Source organism: Mycobacterium sp. NGS62 (assembly GCF_059812285.1).
This window is the reverse complement of sequence record NZ_JCALCK010000002.1, coordinates 437,898-458,974: the sequence shown is the minus strand read 5'-3', so window position 1 is coordinate 458,974 and position 21,077 is coordinate 437,898. Positions and strand designations below refer to the sequence as shown.

Sequence of the window (21,077 nt, the reverse complement as noted above, 5' to 3'; positions counted from 1 at the left end):
GTTATTTTGCGGAGCCGATGCCGCGCGGACCGCGGGCCAACGACACCAATCCGGATTGGACGATTTCGCGCACCCCGTAGGGCTCCAGCACCCGCAGCAACGCCTCGAACTTCGCCGGGGTACCGGTTGCCTCGATGATGAGCGACTCCGGAGAGACGTCAATCACCCTGGCGCGGAACAGGTTCGCCGCTTCGATAATCTGGCCGCGAGTATTGGCGTCGGCGCGGACTTTGATCAGAGCCAACTCGCGGGCCACCGCATTGTCGTCATCCTGCTCGACGATTTTGATGACGTTGACCAGCTTGTTGAGCTGCTTGGTGATCTGTTCCAGCACGGCGTCCTCGGCGGAGACGACGATCGTCATCCGGGACATGTCCTTTTGTTCGGTCGCGCCGACAGCCAGCGACTCGATGTTGAACCCGCGCCGGGAAAACAGCGCCGCCACTCGCGCGAGGACACCGGGTTTGTCCTCGACCAGCACCGAAAGCGTATGCGTCTTCGCAGAATCCAGAGTGCTCATCAGGCGTGCCCCTCGTTGCCCTCGTCGTCGAAGAGCGGGCGGATTCCGCGAGCGGCGTGGATCTCGTCGTTACTGGTGCCGGCGGCCACCATCGGCCAGACCTGCGCGTCGGCCCCGACGATGAAGTCGATCACCACCGGTCGGTCGTTGATCGCTCGGGCCTGGGCAATGACATCTGCCACGTCTTCCTCACGCTCGCAGCGCAATCCGACGCAGCCGAGCGCCTCGGCCAACTTGACGAAGTCCGGGATGCGGTGCGAGTGGGTGGCCAGATCGGTCTGCGAGTAGCGCTCTTGATAGAACAGCGACTGCCATTGACGCACCATGCCCAGGTTGCCGTTGTTGATCAACGCCACCTTGATCGGAGCGCCTTCGATGGCACAGGTGGCCAGTTCCTGGTTGGTCATCTGGAAACAGCCGTCGCCGTCGACCGCCCACACCTCGGCGTCCGGGCGGGCGATTTTGGCGCCCATCGCCGCCGGGATGGCGAAGCCCATGGTGCCCAGACCGCCGGAATTGAGCCAGGTGCGCGGATTCTCGTAGGAGATGAACTGCGCGGCCCACATCTGGTGCTGTCCGACTCCGGCGACGTAGACGGCGTCCGGCCCAGCCATCTTGCCGAGGGTCGAGATCACGTATTCGGGGCTGAGGCTGCCGTCGCTCTGCGGCCCGTAAGACAGCGGGTAAGTGGACCGCACCTCGCGCAGGTACTCCCACCAGTCGTCGACGTCGATCGTGGCCCCGTCATGGTGCAGCGCCGCGATCAGATCGGTGATGACGGCTTTGACGTCGCCGACGATCGGCACGTCGGCGTGACGGTTCTTGCCGATCTCGGCCGGATCGATGTCGGCGTGGATGACCTTGGCTTCCGGCGCGAATGATTCGAGCTTGCCGGTGACCCGGTCGTCGAATCGGGTGCCCAGCGCGATCAACAGGTCGCTGCGCTGCAGGCCCGCCACGGCGGCAACCGTGCCGTGCATGCCCGGCATGCCCAGGTGCTGCGGGTGGCTGTCGGGGAAGGCGCCGCGCGCCATCAGCGTGGTCACCACCGGGATGCCGGTCAGCTCGGCCAGGTCGCGCAGCTGCTCGGTGGCGTCGCCGCGGATAACCCCGCCGCCGACGTAGAGCACCGGTTTGCGGGCCGCCGCGATCAGCTTGGCGGCCTCCCGGATCTGCCGGTTGTGCGGCTTGGTGTTGGGCTTGTAGCCGGGCAGATCCATCCGCGGCGGCCAGCTGAACGTGCACTGGCCTTGCAGGATGTCCTTGGGGATGTCGACGAGCACCGCACCGGGACGCCCGGTGGCCGCGATGTGGAAGGCCTCCGCGATCACCCGGGGGATCTCGTCGCCGTCGCGGACCAGAAAGTTGTGTTTGGTGATCGGCATGGTCACACCGGAGATGTCGGCCTCTTGGAAGGCGTCGGTGCCGATCAGCGACCGGCCGACCTGCCCGGTGATCGCCACCACCGGGACCGAGTCCATCTGCGCGTCCGCCAGCGGAGTGACCAGGTTGGTGGCACCGGGACCCGACGTGGCCATGCACACGCCGACTTTGCCGGTGGCGTGCGCGTAGCCGCTGGCGGCATGCCCAGCGCCCTGCTCGTGCCGCACCAGCACGTGGCGCAGCTTCTGCGAGTCGAACAGCGGGTCGTACACCGGCAGCACGGCGCCGCCCGGAATGCCGAATATGACCTCGACGTCGAGTTCCTCCAGCGACCTGATTACCGACTGCGCGCCGGTAAGCTGGTGCGGCGCAACGTGGCTCGGTTGGGGGCCGATGGGTTTGGCTGCGGCGGACGCGCCGTTGGCAACCGGCGGTCTCGCCGATCGCTCCGATGGTCGCGTTATGGGTGCGCTCACTGTGTCCTCTTCAGGTGCTGGCAACAAAAAACCCCCGCCAGCTCTGCTGCACGAGGGGTTGCGCGTTGGTGCTCGAAAGCTAATCAGCTACCAACGCGCCGACCAAGTACTACGAGCATTTCGCGGCTGTACATAGCGTTCGACGGTAGTCTCTGCACAGGTCAGCCGTCAAATCCGGATGGAAACCCGGTCAGCGTTGAGATTGCGCCTACGGTCGTGGTTGTCCATCAAGGCACAGCCCTGCGCGCAATCTCACCAGGCGATGACACAATGCACCGGTGGCTGCCAGCTCACCCGCGACGTCCCCGGCGGTGATCAAGATTTCGCCGATGGCCCACTTTGCGGTTGGCTTCTTCGCGTTGGGTCTGCTGATACCGGTACTGACCTGGCCGCTGAGCGCGCCGCTGTTGGTGATCCCGGTCATGTTGTCGGCGTTGATCATTCGGCTGCGAACCGTGGCCGACCAACAAGGCGTGACGGTCCGCACCCTGCTCGGCAGCCGGACGGTGCGCTGGGATCAGATCGACGGGCTGCGGTTCACCAAGAGTTTGTGGGCGCGGGCGCAACTCAAGGGCGACGGCGAACTGCGGTTGCCCGCGGTCACCTTCGCGACGCTCCCGGTGTTGACCGAAGCCAGCGGGGGCCGGGTACCCAACCCGTACGCCGGCTAGACCCGCTGGTCTGCCGCTACGTCAGCGGATTCGAACCGTTGAGCAACACCCACATGCCGATACCTGCGCCGATCCCCAACAGCAGGGCCGCGAACGAGCCGATGAACGGCCGCCGCGCCCAGCCACGACCAGCGTCGAATCCATACCGTCCCGGGCCGATCAAGATGACCGCGGCGGCCATGACGATCAGCGTGAGCTCGTACTCGTGCCCATCAGGCAGGAAAAACGGAATCGATTGCGAGTCGGATTGCGCCGACACCCCGGCGATCAGGCCGTTGATCAGGTACGCCAACGCGCCGGCCGCGGCGACCGGGGTGAACAGTCCCAGCACCAGCAGAACTCCGGCCAGGATCTGACCGCCGGCGGCGACGTAAGTGAGGATGTCGGCGTGCTGGTAGCCGGCGTCAGCCAGTGAATTCTTGAACCCGGTCAGCCCCTGGCCGCCCCACCAGCCGAACAGTTTCTGCAGGCCGTGGGCGATCAGCACCGCGCCCAGCCCGATCCGCAGCAACAGCAAACCGAGGTTCTGGGTGCCGCGCCGGCCGGCTGCTCGGACACGCTCGTCGTCGAAGCCGGTCTCGAGCTCGGCCGGCCCGAATACCGAATGATGGCCGTTGTTCTGCGGCTGGACATACGGCAGGGCGCCCAGTGGCTCCTGGCCGCCGATCGCGCCGTATCCGTTGCCGGGCAGCCGCAGATTGCCGGAGTCTGGGGACATGCCGGCGGCGGCGTCGTAGTGCGGAATGGTGGTCGTCTCGAAATCGCCTGCATAGGTGGCTGACGGCAGGTCGTCTTCCGGGTCGACCAGGCTCGCTGCGGCCTGACGTCCCGGAGTTGGCGCCTCGGAGCTGTCCGGCCGCCGCCATCGTGTGTCATGCGATTGACTCGTCACGCGTGTCAGGGTAAGGGCAGTTGGGCCGAGATTGGGGATTTGAGCGGCGCTTTTACCAGACTGATGCACGTCGGGGCCGTCGCGACGGCCGCCGCCGAGCTTCACGTCAGCGGATTGACACCGTTGAATAGCGCCCAGAACCCGATTCCGCCGCCGACACCTATGAGCAGCGCTGCGGACGATCCGATGAACGGGCGACGGGCCCAGCCGCGGCCCGCATCGAACCCGTAAAGGCCCGGGCCGGCGAGGATAATCGCGACCAGCGCGATGATGAGCACGATGTGGTATTCGTTGCCGCCGGGCAGGAAGAAGTTCAGGTGCCCGTGCTGTCGCTGTGTCGCGATATCCGCCAACAGGCTGTTGACCAGGTAGGCCAGCGCGCCGGCGGCGACCACTGGGGTGAACAACCCGAGAACCAAAAGTGCGCCGGCCACGACCTGGGCACCGGCCGCCAGATAACTCAGGATGTCCGCGTGCTGATACCCCAATTCGGTCAGCGAGTTTTTGAATCCGTCGATCCCCGGTCCGTCCCACCAGCCGAACATCTTCTGCATACCGTGAATGACCAACACGACACCGACGCCCACCCGCAGCACCATCAGGCCCAGATGCTGGGTGCCGCGCTGCCGCGCCATTTTGAGCCGTGGGTCGTCTAACAGCCGCGGCTGCACAGACGGCGGCAGTTCGCGGTCGGCGGCGGGCGGCTGGTCGAGGTCCTCATCGATATCTTCGGCCGGCTCGTCAGTTGGCTCGTCGCGTGCGATCCCGGTCGTTTCGGAGTCATCGTCGTCAACGACCGGCTCCAGCTCGTCGTCGGGCTCGACCGCCTCCGGCTCAGCGGACTGCGGCGGGGGCTCCGGCGGACGGGACTCCCGCGGCGGCGGAGCGGGCTTGCGAGCCGGTGACGCCTGCGCGTCCTCAAGCCGGTGAAAGCGGGTAAAGCCATAGGGGTCGCCGGTCACCGTGCCAGCCTAAGTGCAAGCAACCGGCAAGACGATGGTTTTGTATCGCGGCTTGATCGGTCCGTTATTCGGCGCTGTCGGCGCGTCGGTGGGACGCCATGGCGAGCGCCGCAGCGTTGTCCGTACCCTTGCGGACATGCAGGTACGACGGTCGGCGCGGTGCGCGCTTGTCGCGCTGTCCGCGGCGCTGCTCGTCGTCAGTGGGTGCGCACGCTTCAACGACGCTCAGTCCGAACCGTTCACCACCGAGCCGCAGCGCCATGCGCCAGCAAGCTCGACTCCGCCCCCGCCGCCACCGCTGCCTGCCAAGCCATTCCCCAAAAAGTGCCCGGCTCCGGGCGTGATGCAGGGCTGCCTGGAAAGCACCAGCGGCCTCATCATGGGCCCCGACAGCAAGTCGGCGCTGGTCGCCGAGCGCACCACCGGCGCCGTCAAAGAGGTCTCGGTCAGCGCCGAGCCCAAAGTCAAACTGGTGATCCCGGTCGATCCCGCCGGCGACGGCGGGCTGATGGACATTGTGCTGTCGCCGACCTATCAGCAAGACCGGCTGATGTACGCCTACATCAGCACGCCCAGCGACAACCGGGTCATTCGCATCGCTGACGGCGATATCCCCAAAGACATTCTGACCGGAATCCCCAAGGGCGCCAACGGAAATACCGGAGCACTGATCTTCACCAGCCCCACCACGCTGGTTGTCCTCACCGGCGACGCCGGCAACCCCGCGATGGCCGAGGACCCGGGCTCGATGGCGGGCAAGGTGCTGCGGATCGAGCAGCCGACCACCCTGAACCAGGCGCCGCCGACCACCGCGCTGTCCGGACTCGGCGCCGGCGGCGGGGTGTGCACCGACCCGGTTGACGGCTCGCTGTACGTGGTCGACCGCGCACCCACTGCAGACCGGTTGCAGCGCATCACCCGGGATTCGAAAGTTTCCACGGTCTGGACCTGGCCGGACCGGCCCGGCGTTGCCGGATGTGCGGCGTTGGACGGCACCGTGCTCGTCAACCTGATCAACACCAAGCAGACAGTGGCCATCCACCTTGCCCCGGCGACCGGCGCGGTCACCGGCGAACCCGACGTGGTCCGTCAGGACACGCATGCCCACGCCTGGGCGTTGCGGATGTCACCGGACGGCAACGTGTGGGGCGCGACGGTCAACAAGACAGCCGGAGACGCCGAGAAACTCGACGACGTGGTCTTCCCGCTGTTCCCGCAGGGCGGCGGATTCCCCCGGGCCAACGAGGACAAGACGTAACGCTGGATTGTCGCCGTTGACTCTGCGCCTACCAAGCACAAGTTCGAGTAGCCACTATGGTGGACGCAGACTCAACCAGAAGCCGCTATGCCTGGTGGCGGCGACCAGTGGCGCCGGGCTATGCGGCGCTTGCGATCTTCCTAGGCCTCGTGGCCCGGTTCCATGTCGAGCACGTCGGAGAAGCTGACGAGATCGTCGGCGCGCTCCGGCGCATACCCCGCAATCGGTTCGAGCAGATAGCCCATGTGGTCGCCGACGTCGAGCCGGCTCAGGGTTTTTCCGACGAACCAGGCGACGGCATCGTCGAGGATCGGCATCCCTGCCGGGCCGCTGTGCCAGGCGCACCGCTCGAATTTGTCGATCTCATCCCCGGTTTGGCCGCCGAAGAGCCGGGCCAACTCGATGTCGCGCCGCGACAGCAGATGGACCGCTACGTGGTCGGCTCGGCTCGCCACTCGATAGGTGTGATTGCGTTTCGAGATGCCGACGAGAAACCTCGGCGGCGCCAAGCTGGTCTGGGTGGCGAAGCCGACCAGACAGCCCGACGTGTGGCCGTCGGCTTGAGTGGTGACAACGAACATCGTGTAGTCCAGCAGACCGACCAGCCGGTCGAATGATTCATCGTCCACACAGCCATCATGGACCGACGACGGCTACCCGCGCGCGAGTCGCTGGTTGGTCGCCTTCAGCTGGTCCGCCGTCGCATCGGTCAGCGCCTGAATCTGCTCGGGCGCCAGCCGGCCGCACAACCGGTCCCAGTGCACCGCGACCTCGTCGCCAACGGTCACGTCGGGCACCGCGCTGTATCCGTCGGCCCATACCTCGACCCGGCGGGTCGCCGGTTCGGACAGTTCCAGCACGTGACCGTCCCACAGCAAAGCACGGCACGATACGTCGACGTCGTCACCGTCGCGGGAAACCACTGTCCCCCAAGTGATTCGGCAACTATCCAGCACGCTCAACGGGTGCTCGTCGAGGCTCCCTCCTTTAAGGCCCAGCAGTCGCGACCATGGGTACACCCCGAACACGTGGAAGCAGTGGTTAGCAGCCGCCTCGCCCACCAAATCCGAGTCGAGGTGCGACCAGTAGCGGCCGGCTTGCGGACCGATGATGGCGAGCAACTCGTCGACGAACTCGCCCGGTTCCAGATCGGCGCCGAGACCGCCGCCGAGCCAGTATGACTCGACGAGTCGGTAGTCCAGCGGATCGGCGATGCCGGTCATCCTGGCAAGGACCTGCAAATAGGGCCAGGCCCCGGAGAACTTCCGCGCGGCGATCCGCACGTCGTCGACCGAGCCGTCCCGCAGGGTGGCGCCCAGAGGCGGCCCGCAGTAGCCCAGCGCGTTGGGAGCGTAGGCGTAGCGGGCGAACATCTCCGCCCCGCGGGTATCCACCGACACGGTCAGGTTCGGGATCCCACCAGCTTGACGGCATCGCGGTGCATCCGGCCGAAGTTGTAATACGCCGCGCAGGCGCCCTCCGGCGACACCATGCAGGTGCCGATCGGGGTTTCGGGGGTACACGCTGTGCCGAAAACCTTGCATTCCCAAGGCTTGAGCACACCCTTGAGCACCTCGCCGCATTGGCATGCCTTGGGGTCGGCGACCCGCACACCGGGCATCTCGTAGCGCAGTTCGGCATCGAACTCGGCGAAATCGTCGTGCAACCGCAGCGCGCTCTGCGAGATGAAGCCCAGCCCACGCCATTCGAAGTGCGGGCGCAGCGCGAAAACCGTGCCCATCAACTTCAGCGCTGCGGGGTTGCCCTCTGGACGCACGACCCGCGAGTACTGGTTCTCGATCTCGCAGCGGCCCTCCCGGATCTGGGTGAGCAGCATCGCCACCGATGCCAGGATGTCCAGCGGCTCGAATCCGGCGATTACCAACGGCTTGTGATAGACGTCGTTGACAAAGCGGTACGGCCGGTTGCCGACGACAGTCGACACATGTCCGGGGCCGATGAAGCCGGACAGTCGCAAGTCCGGTGATTCGAGGATGGCTTTGATCGGCGGCACGATCGTGACGTGGTTGCAGAACACGCTGAAGTTGGTCAGGCCCAGATCGCGGGCCCGCACCAGCGTCACCGCGGTGGAGGGCACGGTGGTCTCAAACCCGACGGCGAAGAACACCACATGCTTGTCCGGGTTGTCGACGGCGATCTTCAGTGCATCCAGTGGCGAGTAGACGAACCGCACGTCGGCGCCACGCGCCTTGGCGTCCAGCAGGTTTCCGTTGGAGCCGGGCACCCGCATCATGTCGCCGAAGCAGGTGAAGATCACGTCGGGTTGCTCAGCCAGCCACATGGCGTCGTCGATGCGGCCCATCGGGATCACGCATACCGGACACCCCGGGCCATGCACCAACTCGACGTTCTCCGGCAACAGGTGTTCGATGCCGTGCCGGTAGATGGTGTGGGTGTGTCCGCCGCACACCTCCATGAACTTGAAGTGTTCGGCCCCTTTCTCGCCGGTACCGGCTAGGCGCTTGATCGCGGCGATCAGTTTGCGCGCCGCCGCCGGATCACGGAACTCGTCAACGAATTTCATAGCTATCCCTTCACACGATGGCCGACGAATCGAACGCTTCCATTTCGGTGGTGTAGGCGTCACCGAGTTTCTTGACGGCCGCGAGCGTCAGCAACGCTTCGGTCTCGTCGATCTTGGCCATCGCGAAACCGACATGCACCAGCACCCAGTCGTCGGGTTGCGGCATGTCCTTTTCCAGCAGCCGCACCGAAATGGTGCGCTGCACACCGCTGACATCGACCTTGGCCAAATAGTTGTCAGCATCGGTGATTTCGACGATCCGCCCCGGAATACCAAGACACATTTCAGAGCTCCTCTCTCTGTGGCGCCATTTCTCTGTGGCGACCCGCTGCGCCCGGCTTCGCCGCGCTTGCGATCGCCACGTCAACAGATCCGCGGCAGCGGGTCACCGACGAGCATGTCGACGATCCGGGAACCGCCGAACCCGGTCTGCACCACCACGGTTTCCGCGGGTTCCTCGACGATCTCTCCCACCTCAGCCCCTTCGGCGCCTAGCGGGTGCGAGCGCAGGGCAGCCAGCCCGGCCTCCGCCTCGTCGGCGGCGACGACGGCGACGAACTTGCCCTCGTTGGCGACATAGAGCGGGTCGATGCCCAACAGCTCACAAGCGCCGCTGACCATCGGGTGGATCGGCAACTTGTCCTCTTCGAGCACCACCGCCAGCCCGCACGCCTGGGCCAGTTCGTTGCAGACGGTCCCGACGCCACCGCGAGTCGGGTCGCGAAGCCAGCGGGTGGACGGTGCGGCAGCCAACAGCAGTTCCACCAGCGGACTCACCGACGCAGTGTCGGAATGGATGTCGGCTTCGATGGCCAAATCGCCGCGGGCCAGCATCACCGCCATGCCGTGATCGCCCATCGAACCGGACAACAGCACCTTGTCGCCCGGCCGTACCGACTCAGCTGAGAGCCGTCGGTCCGCCGGGATGACGCCGGCGCCGGTAGTGGTGACAAACATCCCGTCGGCGGCACCTTTGGGCACCACCTTGGTATCGCCGGTGACGATCTGCACACCTGCCGCGGACGCTGCGGCGGCCATGTCCGCGACGATCTCCTTCAATTCCGCGATCGGAAATCCCTCTTCGAGCACGAACGCCGCCGAGAGCCACTGCGGCACCGCACCGGCCACCGCAAGGTCGTTGGCGGTGCCGTGCACGGCGAGTTCGCCGATCGAACCGCCAGGAAATCTCCTGGGCTGCACCACAAACGAATCGGTCGACATGACCAGCCGTTCGCCGCTGGGCAGGGTGAGGACCGCGCCGTCGCCGAGCGACTCGAGCAGCGGATTGCGGAAGGCCTCCATGAACACCGCATCCACCAGAGCCGCCGACGCCTTTCCGCCGGCGCCGTGCGCGGTGGTCACGTGATCGTCAAGCAACCGGGGCCGGCGCTTGCGGAAGGTTTCGATCCGCTCGATCACCTCGCCTTCGGCGAATTTCGGCCCCGATGACAGGTATTCATTGGCGGACTTAGTCATGCCACTTCCACCCCCAGCTCTTCGTGGACCTTCAACCACAGCTCGTAGCCCAGCAGCGCTTGCGATTCCTGTATCCGGTGCACGCTTTGCGAGTGGACGACGAAGCAGGCGTCGACGTCCAGGCTTTTGGCGAATGCGCCGCCGTCGTATCCGGCGAAGCCGATGGTGTACATGTCGCGATGACGGGCTTCGGCCAGTGCGGCCATCAGGTTTGGGGAACTGCCGCTGGTCGACATTGCGATCGCGATGTCGCCCGCCTTCGCGCGGGCGATCAACTGGCGGGCGAACACCAACTCGAACCCGACATCGTTGCCCAGCGCGGTCATGATCGCCTGGTCGGCAGTCAACGACCAGGCCGGCAACGGTTTTCCGAGTGGCGGGCGGGCGAACAGCCGCGCCAAGGTGGTGCAATCGGTACAACTCCCGCCATTGCCGAAGGTGAACAGTCGGCCCCCCGCCGCGAAACGAGCTGCCATCTCCGCGGCCGCGGCGGCAACCAGTTCGGTGTTTTCAGCCAGCGTGGAGCGGCGCAGCCTCAGGCTTTCGGTCGCCTTCGCTTGTGCCGACGCGGTCAGATCGGCGAGCAGCGACTTGGGGTCGTCCTCCTGGGCGTCAATGAACGGATACAGGAAGTTGGTGGGCTCTTCAGTCATTCGTGCCGCTCCTCCTCACTAACGCGGCTGATCGCCGTACCGGCATGCACCAACACAAGCTCGCCGGCGGCGACTGGGTCGACGAGGGTGGTGGCGACCGACTCGACGCCCTTAGCGGTGCGCACCGCGGCCATGCCGTCGGTCGACGCCGACACCACCTCACCGAGCCGACCTTCGTCGCTGCACGTCACGCAGACGTCATCGGTGCACGCGGCGTCGTCCTTCAATAGGCCGGGATGCTCGAAGCAGACGTGGGTCAGTTCCCACAGCAGGTGATAGAACAGCACGAAGCCACCGGTTGCCGGCACCCTGGGATCGGGGTCGTCGAGCCACAGCACATGGTCGGCCATTCCCGCCTCAGGTCGCTCGCCACTGCCGATCCAGATGGTGGTGGCGCCCCAGGCCGGACAGCGGCGCATCACCGAGCGCACGTCGGGGTCGTCGGCACCTGACACCGCGATCACGATGTCGCCCGGGCGCACCGAAATCCGAACCAGATCAACCAGGTCGGATCCGATCAGAGCGACCGCCGGCAGGGCCCGCTTGCCCATGATCACCGGGTGCACGAACTCGACGGCGATGTGTAGGGCATGCGGCTCCCAGGACGGAGCTATCGACCACATGGTGGCGCCGCCCGCAAACCGCCGGGCCAGGGTGAGTGCGGTGGCCGCGAGATCGGCGGTCAGCTCGGCGCCCAGCCCGCGGTCAATCGCGGTGGTAGTCATGACAAATCAGCCCCCCTTAACTCGGATTGCGATGCCAGCACGGTCAGCACCGACACCGCGGCCTGGCCCAGCGCGAGCCCGCCGTCGTTAGGCGGGACCGTCCGGTGGGTCAATACCTCAAAACCAGCCTGCTGCAACTGCTGGCGGCAGGAGCGCAGCAGCAGCACGTTTTGGAACACGCCGCCGGTAAGACCCACCAGTCGCACGTCGCCGGCGACCCGGCCCACCACCGCCGCGACCGCGGCGGCGACGGCATGATGGAACCCAGCTGCCAGCGCAGCGGTTTCGACACCTGCGCGCAGCGCGGCAACCATCGCACCAATCAGGCCGCGCGGGTCGACCACCCCGTCGTCGTGCACCGCAAGGCGCAGCTCGGCGGGGGTGTCCGCGGACTCGGCCAGCACTTCGAGTTCAATGGCGGCCTGTCCCTCGTAGTCGATGTGGTGTCGCACCCCCAGCAGAGAAGCGACGGCGTCGAACAACCGGCCCATGCTCGAACACGGCACGCAGCCGAAGCCGGTTTCCAATTGCGAACGGGTGGCGCGCAATTCGGCCTGGGTGGCTGCGGTCACTGGCGGCAGGTCGGCGGCCCAGTCGACGTCGGCCGCCCACAACTGAGACAGCGCCATCCGCCACGGATTGCGCACTGCGGCGTCACCGCCGGGCAGCAGCACCGGCAGCAGGTGACCGGCCCGGGCGAACCGATGGCTATCGCGTCCGAGGGCAAGGATCTCCCCGCCCCAGATGGTGGCGTCGCAACCGTAGCCGGTGCCGTCGAACGAGACGCCGATGATGGGTTCGCCGAGCCGGCCGTGCTCGGCCAACAGCGAGACGACGTGCGCGTGATGGTGCTGCACGAGGTCCAGCGGACGCTCACCGGCATGCCGCTCGGCCCAGCTTCGGGTCTGATACCCCGGATGCAGGTCAGCCGCCAATCGAACTGGCCGCGAGCGGATTTCGCCGAGCTGGCTCACCGCACGTTCGAACGCCCGCAGGGTTTCCAGGGTTTCCATGTCGCCGATGTGCCCAGAGAGGTAGGCGCGTGAACCGTCGGTCAGGCAGAAGGTGTTCTTCAGTTCCCCGCCGACGGCCAGCACCGAAGGCGCTTCGTGGCCGAGGTCGACGGGCAGCGGCGCGTAACCGCGGGAGCGGCGGATCGGTAGTTCGTGGCCGTCGACGACGCGGACCACGGAGTCGTCGCACGGCACGTGGATCGGCCGGTTGTGGTCGAGCAGCGCGTCGCAGAGCGGCGGAAGGCGCCGGGTCGCATCGTCGTCGGTGAAGCAGATGGGTTCGTCGGAACGGTTGGCGCTGGTCATTACCAGCGCATCGAGTCCAGACGCCAGCAGCAAGTGGTGAATCGGTGTGTACGGCAGCATCATTCCGAGCAGCGGGCTGCCCGGCGCGACGGCGTCGGCGACCGGGGCGTCCGCGCGGCGGCGCAGCAACACGATCGGCCGCGCCGGGCTGAGCATGATCGCGGCCTCGGTGGCGTCGATGTGCGCGTAGCGACGGGCGACGTCGAGATCCCGGACCAACATCGCGAAAGGCTTTGCGCCGCGGGCCTTGCGGGCCCGCAGCCCCGCCACCACCGCTTGGTCGTCCACGACGCAGGCCAGGTGGTAGCCGCCAATACCCTTGATCGCGACGACGGCCCCCTCGATCAGCCCCTGCTGGGCGGCGGCCAGCGCAGCGTCGGATCCGTGGACCCGTTCGGCGCCCCGCTGCCACCACAACGACGGCCCGCAATCCGGACAGGCGATCGGCTGGGCGTGGAACCGGCGGTTGCCCGGGTCGTGGTATTCAGCCGCGCAGCGTTCGCACATGGCGAAGCCCGACATGGTGGTGCCCGGACGGTCGTACGGCAGTTCGCGGATGATGGTGAACCGCGGTCCGCAGTTGGTGCAGGTGATGAACGGGTGCCGGTACCGGCGGTCGGCGGGGTTGACCAACTCGGCGCGGCACTCGTCGCACACCGCGATGTCGGGCGGAATCGGCGTGCCGGCACCCGGGCCGGATTGGCTGTCCACAATGCGGAATCCGGTATCGCCATTTGCCTCGATGTCGACGACGGAGACCGCGCTGATGCGCGCCAACGGCGGCGCGTCGGCCCGCAACCGGCGACCGAATTCGTCAAGGCGCGCAGCTGAGCCCTGCGCCTCGACGAACACCGCACCGGAATCGTTCCCGACGAACCCAACGAGGCCCAGTTCGCTGGCCGTGCGGTGGACGAACGGGCGAAATCCGACGCCCTGGACGACACCGGTCACGGTGAATCGCTGCCGAACGTCGCCCGGCTGCAGCAACAGCGTGTCGGTCATGGCATCCGCCGGAGGCCGGTGGACAGTGGGGAACCGGGCGGCTCAAGAACGCCGCCGCACCGATATATCCGCCCGTCAGCACACGTCGCGATCACACCGTTTCGTCAGTCACGGCTTTCCCCGACCAAATCCATCGTAGGCGTGTCAGCCGCGCGCGGGTGCAGCTTTAGAGCATGCGATTACCCAGGGCCAGAGTTGGCGCTATTGGCACGCGGCCAGCACCAGCTCGCGCACCCGCGCCGCGTCGGCCTGGCCCTTGGTGGCCTTCATGACCGCACCGACGATCGCGCCCGCCGCGGCGACTTTGCCGCCGCGAATCTTTTCGGCCACGTCGGGATTCGCGGCCAGCGCCTCGTCGACTGCGGCCTGGATCAGTGAGTCATCGCGCACCACGGCCAAGCCCCGGGCGGTCATCACGTGTTCGGGTTCGCCCTCCCCGGCCAACACACCCTCGATAACTTGGCGGGCCAGCTTGTTGGACAATTTGCCCTCGTCCACCAGCGCGACCACCGCAGCGACCTGCTTGGGGGTGATGGCCAGTTCGTCGAGGCCGACGCCGGCCTCGTTGGCCTTCTGCACCAGAAAGTTGCCCCACAGCGCACGCGCGGACTCGCTCGGCGCGCCATATTCGACGGTCGCGATGACCAAGTCGACGGCGCCGGCGTTGACCAGATCGCGCATCACCTCGTCGGAAACACCCCACTCCTGCTGAATTTGCTTGCGGCGCAACCACGGCAGCTCGGGGATGGTTTGACGCAGCCGCTCGACGAGCTCGGCGTCGGGTGCAACGGGTTCCAGATCCGGCTCCGGGAAATAGCGGTAGTCTTCGGCGGTTTCCTTGGTGCGTCCCGGACTCGTGTAACCGCTCTCGTGGAAGTGCCGAGTCTCCTGGGTGACCTGGCCGCCGCCCGCCAGCACCGCGCCTTGTCGCTGCATCTCGTAGCGCACGGCGACCTCGACGCTGCGCAGCGAGTTGACGTTCTTGGTCTCCGTGCGGATACCGAACTCGCTCGCCCCGATCGGCTTCAGCGACACGTTGGCGTCGCAGCGCATCGAACCTTGATCCATCCGCACGTCGGAAACGTCCAACGCGCGCAACAGGTCCCGCAACGCGGTCACGTAAGCCCGGGCGATTTGCGGGGCCCGCTCGCCGGTTGCTTCGATGGGTTTGGTGACGATCTCGATCAGCGGCACACCGGCACGGTTGTAGTCGATCAGCGAACCGGTGGCGCCTTCGATGCGTCCGGTTTCGCTGCCCAGGTGGGTCAGCTTGCCGGTGTCTTCTTCCATGTGCGCGCGTTCGATCTCGACGCGCCAGGTGGTGCCGTCGTCGAGCGGCACATCGAGGTAGCCGTTGACGGCGATCGGCTCGTCGTACTGCGAAATTTGGTAGTTCTTCGGCATGTCCGGGTAGAAGTAGTTCTTCCGGGCAAACCGGCACCAGGGCACGATCTGGCAGTTCAGCGCCAGCCCGATGCGGATCGCGGACTCGACTGCGGCTTGGTTGAGCACCGGCAGCGAACCGGGTAAGCCCAGGCACACCGGGCACACCTGAGTGTTGGGTTCGGCGCCGAATGTCGTCGAGCAGCCGCAGAACATCTTGGTGGCCGTGGACAGCTCGACGTGCACCTCCAAGCCGAGCACCGGCTCGTAGCGCGCCAGGACATCGTCGTAATCGAGCAGCTCAGCTGCGGCAACAGTCACGGACCCGATCCTAGTGACGACCGCGAGGCCGGCGACGCCGGGCGCTGCGGGTCGTCACCCGATAGTCCTAGTGACAACCGCGAGCCCGGCGACGCCGGGCGCTGCGGGTCGTCACCCGAGACACAGTCAGGCGGAAGCGCCCGCCTGCTCGTCGGAACAGTCGACAACGCGTTCATGTGCGGTGAGCAGAAGATGGTCGAACGCCGACCGCGACGGGATGGCATCGCGCCCTGCCTCACAGAAGTCCTCGGCGACCTGCTCGGCGAGCAACCGCAGCTTGACATTGGTTTCTTGGGACCGCCATTTGAGCAAGTCGAAAGCGGCGTCGACGTCGATCCCGTACACCAGCATCAGCATTCCCTTGGCGCGCTCGATGGTGGCCCGGTTGCTGGCGATCTCCGCGACCCGCGCAGAGATGATGTCGTCGTCGCGCGACGGGCCGGAGGTTGCGGTGAGGTCCACGTAGTAGCCGTGGGTGCCGATGACTGCACCGGTCTCATCACTGAGCTTGTCCCCCACCACCACGACGTGATGCACGGTGCCGCGCGTGTCGAGAATGCGATGGCGAGTGCTGAACGCTCGATGCGTGTGCAGGATGTTGTCGATGGTTGCCGCTACCTCACTCCGATCGTCCGGATGCTTGTGCGACAACACCAATTCGGTGGTGGGCGTGACAGTCCCAGGCTCGTAGCCATGCATGCGCTGCACCTGCTCCGACCATTCCCAGCGCTGGTCCGCGAAATAGAAGCGGAACGACCCGACGCGTTGTGGCGCGCCGCCGGCAAGCGCCTGCTCCGTCTCGGCGGTCTCACCGTTTAGTTCGGCAGCCACCGCGCCCGCCCTGTTCCGCCACCTTGGCCGCCGCGCGCCTGGTTTGCCGGCGAATGGTATTCGGCGCGTCGTCGCTCCGCGGCGGCGCTGTGCTGCTCCAGGTAGGCGCGCGCGGCGCGCCGCAGCTTGAGCGCTCGTTCGTGTTCCCGCTGGGCCCGTTTGATTGCGCCATCGACATCAGGCTTGCTGAACGCTCGCTGGTGACGGCCGGCCAATGCGCCGATTCGCCGGGCCGTGCGAGCCCGGTGCGCCTTCTGCCGGCAAGCGGGTGAGCAATAGATTGCGTCGGAGCGAGCGCAGAAGTCGGTGCCACAAACACTGCAGGTCAACGACCGTGCCACCATAGCCGTTACGTTACAGCTAGTTGTTACGTAACGGCTATGGGTTCAGCGGAAGTCTTCGCTTGCCGGCGTCGCGCCGCTTTCGGTGGGGAACAGGTCGGCCAGCGAGGCCGCCATCTGCAGGTAACGCCGTCTGCTCTCCCTGCTCAACCGCTGCAGCGTGATCTCGCTGCCCTCATACACGTGCCGGTCGAATGGCAGCTCCACCACCCGTTCCGACGGGAACCGCTGAGCCAGCTGCTGCAGCTCCTTGCTCGCGACGGAGCCCGGCTTTCCTGGCTCGGTGTGGTTGACCACCAGTACCGTCGCATCAATCAGTTTCCGATACTCGTTGTTTGCCAGCCACTGCATAGTGGTTCGCGTCTTCTTGATCGCATCGACGGAGGCGCTGGTGACCACCACCAGCGCTCGTGACTCGCGCAAAACTGCCTTCGTCACACCTGATTTCAGGTCTCGGCCGCAGTCGATCAGCATCACCGAATAATGTTGCCGCAGTTTCGAAAACGTTTTGACAACGTCGTCATGCTCGATCCGCCAATCGCTGTAGGCATAGTCTGGGATCCCCAAAATCTCCAAGCCGGAACTGTTTTGGTAGGTGTGAGCTCGCAGGTCCGGATACTGCGTGGCCGACCGATCGGCGAGTAGGTCGACCATGTTCAGCGAGTTGCGGCGGCCATGGCGATCAGCGAGGCCGCCGGCGTCGAGGTCCGCGGCGAGAACGTGGTCGTCGCGCGCGTCGGCGAACGTCGAGCCCAACGCCTCGACGACGACGGTCTTGCCGACACCTCCTTTGAGGTTGAGAACCGCGATCGGGAATGCGTTGTCCACGGATGCTCGGATCCGGTTGCGCAGCGTGAGTTCATCGGCCCGCGCTTTTCCGGGGCCGCGGTCGACCGGCGTCAGCCGGACCAGCAGGCTCCGCCAGTCGCGTTTGGCGGCGGGCTGGGTGTCGCGCTCCTGCTGGCTGTCGGGGGCAACAGCGGCAGGCACCTGCCGATCAACCGCAGGCGCCTGCGCCTGTCTTACCGGCACGGTGGCGCGAATGTCCGCCGGCGACGGCGGGCGGTAGGCGGGGGGATCGTCTCGGGACTGCGGCACGGCACCCGGCGCGGACCGTGCCCGAATCGGTCGACCAGGCGATGGCCGGCGCCGCGGCGGCGGACCTTGCGATTGCGCCAGCGGGGCCGGCTGTTGAAGTACGCCGCGACCACTACCGCGGATAATCATAATTCCGACCGTAGCACCGGTGGAGGGGGCGAAAACCCAAGGAATATCCGGATTTTCGTGAAGAATTCATGGCCCGCGGGTAAACAGCAGGCGACACCGGCTGCTAGCCGAAGAAGGCCGCGGCGTCGTCGTAGCGGCTCTGCGGTACCAGCTTGAGTTGTCGCACCGCATCGGCCAGCGCCACTCGGCCGATGTCCTGACCCCGCAACGACACCATCTGGCCGTATTCGCCCGCGTGGGCGGCATCCGCTGCGTTCACCCCGAACCGGGTAGCCAGTACCCGGTCGTAGGCGGTCGGGGTGCCGCCACGCTGCACATGGCCCAGCACGGTCACCCGTACATCCTTGTTGATGCGCTTTTCGACCTCGGCCGCCAGCTGTGCGGCCACCCCGGTGAACCGCTCATGACCGAACTCGTCGAGGCCTCCTTCGGCCAGCGTCATCGAACCCACGGCCGGTTTGGCGCCCTCGGCGACCACACAGATGAAGTGCGAGTCGCCGCGCTGAAAACGCTGCTTGACCAGCCGGCACACCTCTTCGATATCGAAGGGTTGTTCGGGAATGAGGGTCATGTGGGCGCCGGAAGCCAGCCCGGCGTTCAGCGCGATCCAGCCGGCATGCCGGCCCATCACCTCCACCAGCATCACCCGCTGATGCGACTCGGCGGTGCTGTGCAAGCGGTCGATGGCGTCGGTGGCCACAGTCAGCGCGGTGTCATGACCGAAAGTCACGTCAGTGCAGTCGATGTCGTTGTCGATCGTCTTCGGCACGCCGACGACGGGCACGTTCTCCTCGGACAGCCAATGCGCGGCGGTCAGCGTGCCCTCACCGCCGATCGGGATCAGCACGTCGATGCCGTTGTCATCCAGCGTCTGCTTGATCTGGTTCAGACCGGCCCGCAGTTTGTCGGGATGCACCCGGGCGGTGCCGAGCATCGTGCCGCCTTTGGCCAGTAGCCGGTCATTGCGGTCGTCGTTGCGCAGTTGAAGACGACGGTTCTCCAGCAGCCCCCGCCAGCCGTCCTGGAATCCGACCACCGATGAGCCGTAGCGGGCGTCGCAGGTGCGTACCACCGCCCGGATAACCGCATTGAGCCCTGGACAGTCGCCGCCTCCGGTAAGAACCCCGATCCGCATAGCCCCATCTTGCCGGGTGGTCGGCCCTGCCCGCGACTAGATGGCCGATGGCAGCGGGCCGCGGGCGGCCTCGTAGGCCGCGGCCACCCGGTAGAGCCGGTCGTCGGCCAGCGCCGGTGCCAAGATCTGCAATCCGACCGGCAGGTTGTCGTCCGGCGCGAACCCGGACGGCACCGACATCCCGCAGTGGCCGGACAGATTCAACGGCAGCGTGCACAGGTCGAACAGATACATGGCCAGCGGATCGTCGACCTTTTCTCCCAACCGGAACGCGGTGGTCGGCGTCGTCGGCGACACCAGCACCTCGACCGATTGGTACGCCTCATACAAGTCGCGGCGGATCAGCGTGCGCACCTTCTGCGCCTGGTTGTAATAGGCGTCGTAGTAGCCCGCCGACAGCGCGTAGGTGCCGATCATGATGCGCCGCTTGACCTCCGGCCCGAACCCGGCGGCGCGGGTCAGCGCCATTACCTCTTCGGCGCTGTGCGTGCCGTCGTCGCCCACCCGCAAGCCGTAGCGCATGGCGTCGAAGCGAGCGAGGTTGCTGGACACCTCCGAGGGCAGGATCAGATAGTAGGCCGCCAGTGCGTGATCGAAGTTCGGACAGTCGACGTCGGTCACCTCGGCGCCGAGCGCGGTCAGTTGCTCGACGGCGTCGTGGAACGACTCCAGCACACCGGGCTGATAACCCTCGCCCCGCAGCTGCCGCACGACGCCGACCCGCACCCCGTTGAGGTCACCGGATGCGCCGGCCTTCGCGGCGGCCACGACATCGGGCACCGGCAAAGGGATGGACGTCGAGTCTTTGGCGTCGTGGCCGGCGATCACCTGATGCAGCAGCGCGGTATCCAATACGGTCCGTGCGCACGGACCGCCCTGATCCAGCGACGACGCGCAGGCCACCAGCCCATATCGCGACACGGTGCCGTAGGTGGGTTTGACGCCGACGGTTGCGGTCAGCGCGGCGGGCTGGCGGATCGAGCCGCCGGTGTCGGTGCCGATGGCCAGCGGCGCCTGAAACGCGGCCAGCGCCGCGGCGCTGCCACCGCCCGAACCACCGGGCACCCGCTCGACGTCCCACGGGTTGCGGGTCGGGCCGTAGGCCGAGTTTTCGGTCGACGAGCCCATCGCGAACTCGTCCATGTTGGTCTTGCCGAGGATGGGAATGCCCGCCGCGCGCAACCTTGCGGTGACGGTGGCGTCGTACGGCGAGCGCCAGCCCTCCAGAATCTTCGACCCGCAGGTGGTCGGCATGTCGACGGTGGTGAACACGTCCTTGAGCGCCAGCGGCACCCCGGCCAACGGGGACGGCAACTCGTCGCCGGCCGCGACCGCCTTGTCGACCGCGTCGGCGGCCTGCAGCGCGGTGTCGGCTGCGACGTGCAGGAAGGCGTGATAGCGGTCATCGGTGGCCTCGATCTGGTCCAGGCAGGCCTGGGTGATTTCCACCGACGACAATTCGTTGCCCGCAATTTTGGCCGCCAACGTCGCCGCGTCCAACCGGAGGATGTCGCTCACTGGCTTTCTCCGAGGATCTGCGGGACGGCGAAGCGGCCGTCGACGGCTTCGGGCGCCTGGTCGAGTGCTTGCTGTTGAGTCAGGCACGCGGCGGGCTCGTCGGGCCGGGTATCGCCGACTGTCTCGGACGGGTTGTAGGTAGCCTGCACGTCGGTGACGTCGACGGCCTGGATGGCGCTGACGTGGGTCAGGATGGCGTCGAGTTGACCGGCGAAGCTGTCCAGCTCAGCATCGGTCAACGCCAGCCGGGCCAGCCGAGCCAGATGGGCCACCTCGTCACGGGAGATCTGAGACACGAGGCCAAAGCTTAATGGGGCGGCGATCGCAAGCGCGGCGGAGCCGGGCGCTGCGGGTCGCCGCCCGATCAGCCGGCGGCGATCGCAAGCGCGGCAGAGCCGGGCGCTGCGGGTCGCCGCCCGATCAGCACTGTGCGACAGTG

21 protein-coding genes are annotated in these 21,077 nt (G+C 66.6%); 3 read left to right on the top strand and 18 right to left on the bottom strand.

Annotated elements, in window-relative coordinates:
• Position 1: 1 nt before the first annotated feature.
• Both ilvN and AC5Y49_RS07095 read right to left on the bottom strand, forming a co-directional pair.
• Positions 2-520 (bottom strand): acetolactate synthase small subunit, encoded by a 519-nt coding sequence (ilvN, locus tag AC5Y49_RS07100; RefSeq protein WP_499885297.1) that lies wholly within the window; start codon positions 518-520, stop codon positions 2-4.
• On the bottom strand, positions 520-2,379 hold the full coding sequence (locus AC5Y49_RS07095; protein WP_499885295.1) for an acetolactate synthase large subunit: 1,860 nt from the start codon (positions 2,377-2,379) through the stop codon (positions 520-522). Before AC5Y49_RS07095 ends, ilvN begins: the two co-directional genes overlap by 1 nt.
• Before the next feature lie 329 nt (positions 2,380-2,708).
• On the opposite strand from AC5Y49_RS07095, the gene AC5Y49_RS07090 reads away from it, so the two are divergent.
• Positions 2,709-3,050 carry a PH domain-containing protein gene (locus tag AC5Y49_RS07090; protein WP_499886297.1) on the top strand — a complete coding sequence of 114 codons (342 nt, stop codon included), beginning with the start codon at positions 2,709-2,711 and terminating at the stop codon, positions 3,048-3,050.
• Between the two features lie 16 nt (positions 3,051-3,066).
• Here the strand turns inward: AC5Y49_RS07090 and AC5Y49_RS07085 are convergent, their stop codons facing one another.
• Positions 3,067-3,942, bottom strand: a complete 876-nt coding sequence (locus AC5Y49_RS07085) for a DoxX family protein (protein ID WP_499885293.1) — start codon at positions 3,940-3,942, stop codon at positions 3,067-3,069.
• Between the two features lie 101 nt (positions 3,943-4,043).
• Positions 4,044-4,904, bottom strand: coding sequence for a DoxX family protein (locus AC5Y49_RS07080; RefSeq protein WP_499885289.1), 861 nt, complete (start codon positions 4,902-4,904; stop codon positions 4,044-4,046).
• A gap of 136 nt (positions 4,905-5,040) precedes the next feature.
• On the opposite strand from AC5Y49_RS07080, the gene AC5Y49_RS07075 reads away from it, so the two are divergent.
• Positions 5,041-6,162: a PQQ-dependent sugar dehydrogenase gene (locus AC5Y49_RS07075; protein ID WP_499885286.1), complete on the top strand. Its 1,122-nt coding sequence runs from the start codon at positions 5,041-5,043 to the stop codon at positions 6,160-6,162.
• 140 nt (positions 6,163-6,302) lie between these two features.
• On the opposite strand, the gene AC5Y49_RS07070 is transcribed toward AC5Y49_RS07075, so the two are convergent.
• The 10 genes from AC5Y49_RS07070 to AC5Y49_RS07025 all read right to left on the bottom strand — a co-directional run bounded on the left by AC5Y49_RS07070 (position 6,303) and on the right by AC5Y49_RS07025 (position 16,417).
• Positions 6,303-6,791: a flavin reductase family protein gene (locus AC5Y49_RS07070; protein WP_499885284.1), complete on the bottom strand. Its 489-nt coding sequence runs from the start codon at positions 6,789-6,791 to the stop codon at positions 6,303-6,305.
• A 24-nt stretch (positions 6,792-6,815) separates the two neighbouring features.
• A complete protein-coding gene (locus tag AC5Y49_RS07065) occupies positions 6,816-7,556 on the bottom strand; it encodes a DUF6390 family protein (protein ID WP_499885282.1) in 741 nt (246 codons plus the stop codon).
• A gap of 8 nt (positions 7,557-7,564) precedes the next feature.
• A complete protein-coding gene (gene hypD, locus AC5Y49_RS07060; protein ID WP_499885280.1) occupies positions 7,565-8,707 on the bottom strand; it encodes a hydrogenase formation protein HypD in 1,143 nt (380 codons plus the stop codon).
• 10 nt (positions 8,708-8,717) lie between these two features.
• A complete protein-coding gene (locus tag AC5Y49_RS07055; protein ID WP_499885278.1) occupies positions 8,718-8,990 on the bottom strand; it encodes a HypC/HybG/HupF family hydrogenase formation chaperone in 273 nt (90 codons plus the stop codon).
• A gap of 80 nt (positions 8,991-9,070) precedes the next feature.
• Entirely contained in the window at positions 9,071-10,183 is a 1,113-nt protein-coding gene (gene hypE / locus AC5Y49_RS07050) for a hydrogenase expression/formation protein HypE (RefSeq protein WP_499885277.1), read from the bottom strand.
• A complete protein-coding gene (locus AC5Y49_RS07045; protein WP_499885275.1) occupies positions 10,180-10,836 on the bottom strand; it encodes a D-sedoheptulose-7-phosphate isomerase in 657 nt (218 codons plus the stop codon). The genes hypE and AC5Y49_RS07045 overlap by 4 nt, the downstream gene beginning before the upstream one ends.
• Positions 10,833-11,561 carry a HypC/HybG/HupF family hydrogenase formation chaperone gene (locus tag AC5Y49_RS07040; RefSeq protein WP_499885273.1) on the bottom strand — a complete coding sequence of 243 codons (729 nt, stop codon included), beginning with the start codon at positions 11,559-11,561 and terminating at the stop codon, positions 10,833-10,835. The genes AC5Y49_RS07045 and AC5Y49_RS07040 overlap by 4 nt, the downstream gene beginning before the upstream one ends.
• Positions 11,558-13,882, bottom strand: a complete 2,325-nt coding sequence (gene hypF, locus AC5Y49_RS07035; RefSeq protein WP_499885271.1) for a carbamoyltransferase HypF — start codon at positions 13,880-13,882, stop codon at positions 11,558-11,560. Before hypF ends, AC5Y49_RS07040 begins: the two co-directional genes overlap by 4 nt.
• A 201-nt stretch (positions 13,883-14,083) precedes the next feature.
• Positions 14,084-15,586, bottom strand: coding sequence for an Asp-tRNA(Asn)/Glu-tRNA(Gln) amidotransferase subunit GatB (gene gatB / locus AC5Y49_RS07030; protein WP_499885269.1), 1,503 nt, complete (start codon positions 15,584-15,586; stop codon positions 14,084-14,086).
• Between the two features lie 126 nt (positions 15,587-15,712).
• On the bottom strand, positions 15,713-16,417 hold the full coding sequence (locus AC5Y49_RS07025) for a PAS and ANTAR domain-containing protein (RefSeq protein WP_499885267.1): 705 nt from the start codon (positions 16,415-16,417) through the stop codon (positions 15,713-15,715).
• 53 nt (positions 16,418-16,470) lie between these two features.
• Here AC5Y49_RS07025 and AC5Y49_RS07020 point away from each other — a divergent pair, with 53 nt between their 5' ends.
• The gene (locus AC5Y49_RS07020) at positions 16,471-16,689 is read left to right on the top strand and encodes a hypothetical protein (RefSeq protein ID WP_499885265.1); all 219 of its coding nucleotides are present in this window, start codon (positions 16,471-16,473) and stop codon (positions 16,687-16,689) included.
• A 114-nt stretch (positions 16,690-16,803) separates the two neighbouring features.
• On the opposite strand, the gene AC5Y49_RS07015 is transcribed toward AC5Y49_RS07020, so the two are convergent.
• From AC5Y49_RS07015 to gatC, 4 genes are all read right to left on the bottom strand, one after another.
• Positions 16,804-17,748: a MinD/ParA family ATP-binding protein gene (locus AC5Y49_RS07015; protein ID WP_499885263.1), complete on the bottom strand. Its 945-nt coding sequence runs from the start codon at positions 17,746-17,748 to the stop codon at positions 16,804-16,806.
• Between the two features lie 340 nt (positions 17,749-18,088).
• The gene (locus tag AC5Y49_RS07010) at positions 18,089-19,120 is read right to left on the bottom strand and encodes an ATP-dependent 6-phosphofructokinase (protein ID WP_499885260.1); all 1,032 of its coding nucleotides are present in this window, start codon (positions 19,118-19,120) and stop codon (positions 18,089-18,091) included.
• A gap of 36 nt (positions 19,121-19,156) precedes the next feature.
• A complete protein-coding gene (gene gatA, locus AC5Y49_RS07005; RefSeq protein WP_499885257.1) occupies positions 19,157-20,638 on the bottom strand; it encodes an Asp-tRNA(Asn)/Glu-tRNA(Gln) amidotransferase subunit GatA in 1,482 nt (493 codons plus the stop codon).
• On the bottom strand, positions 20,635-20,934 hold the full coding sequence (gene gatC / locus AC5Y49_RS07000; RefSeq protein ID WP_499885255.1) for an Asp-tRNA(Asn)/Glu-tRNA(Gln) amidotransferase subunit GatC: 300 nt from the start codon (positions 20,932-20,934) through the stop codon (positions 20,635-20,637). Before gatC ends, gatA begins: the two co-directional genes overlap by 4 nt.
• Between the last annotated feature and the right edge of the window lie 143 nt (positions 20,935-21,077).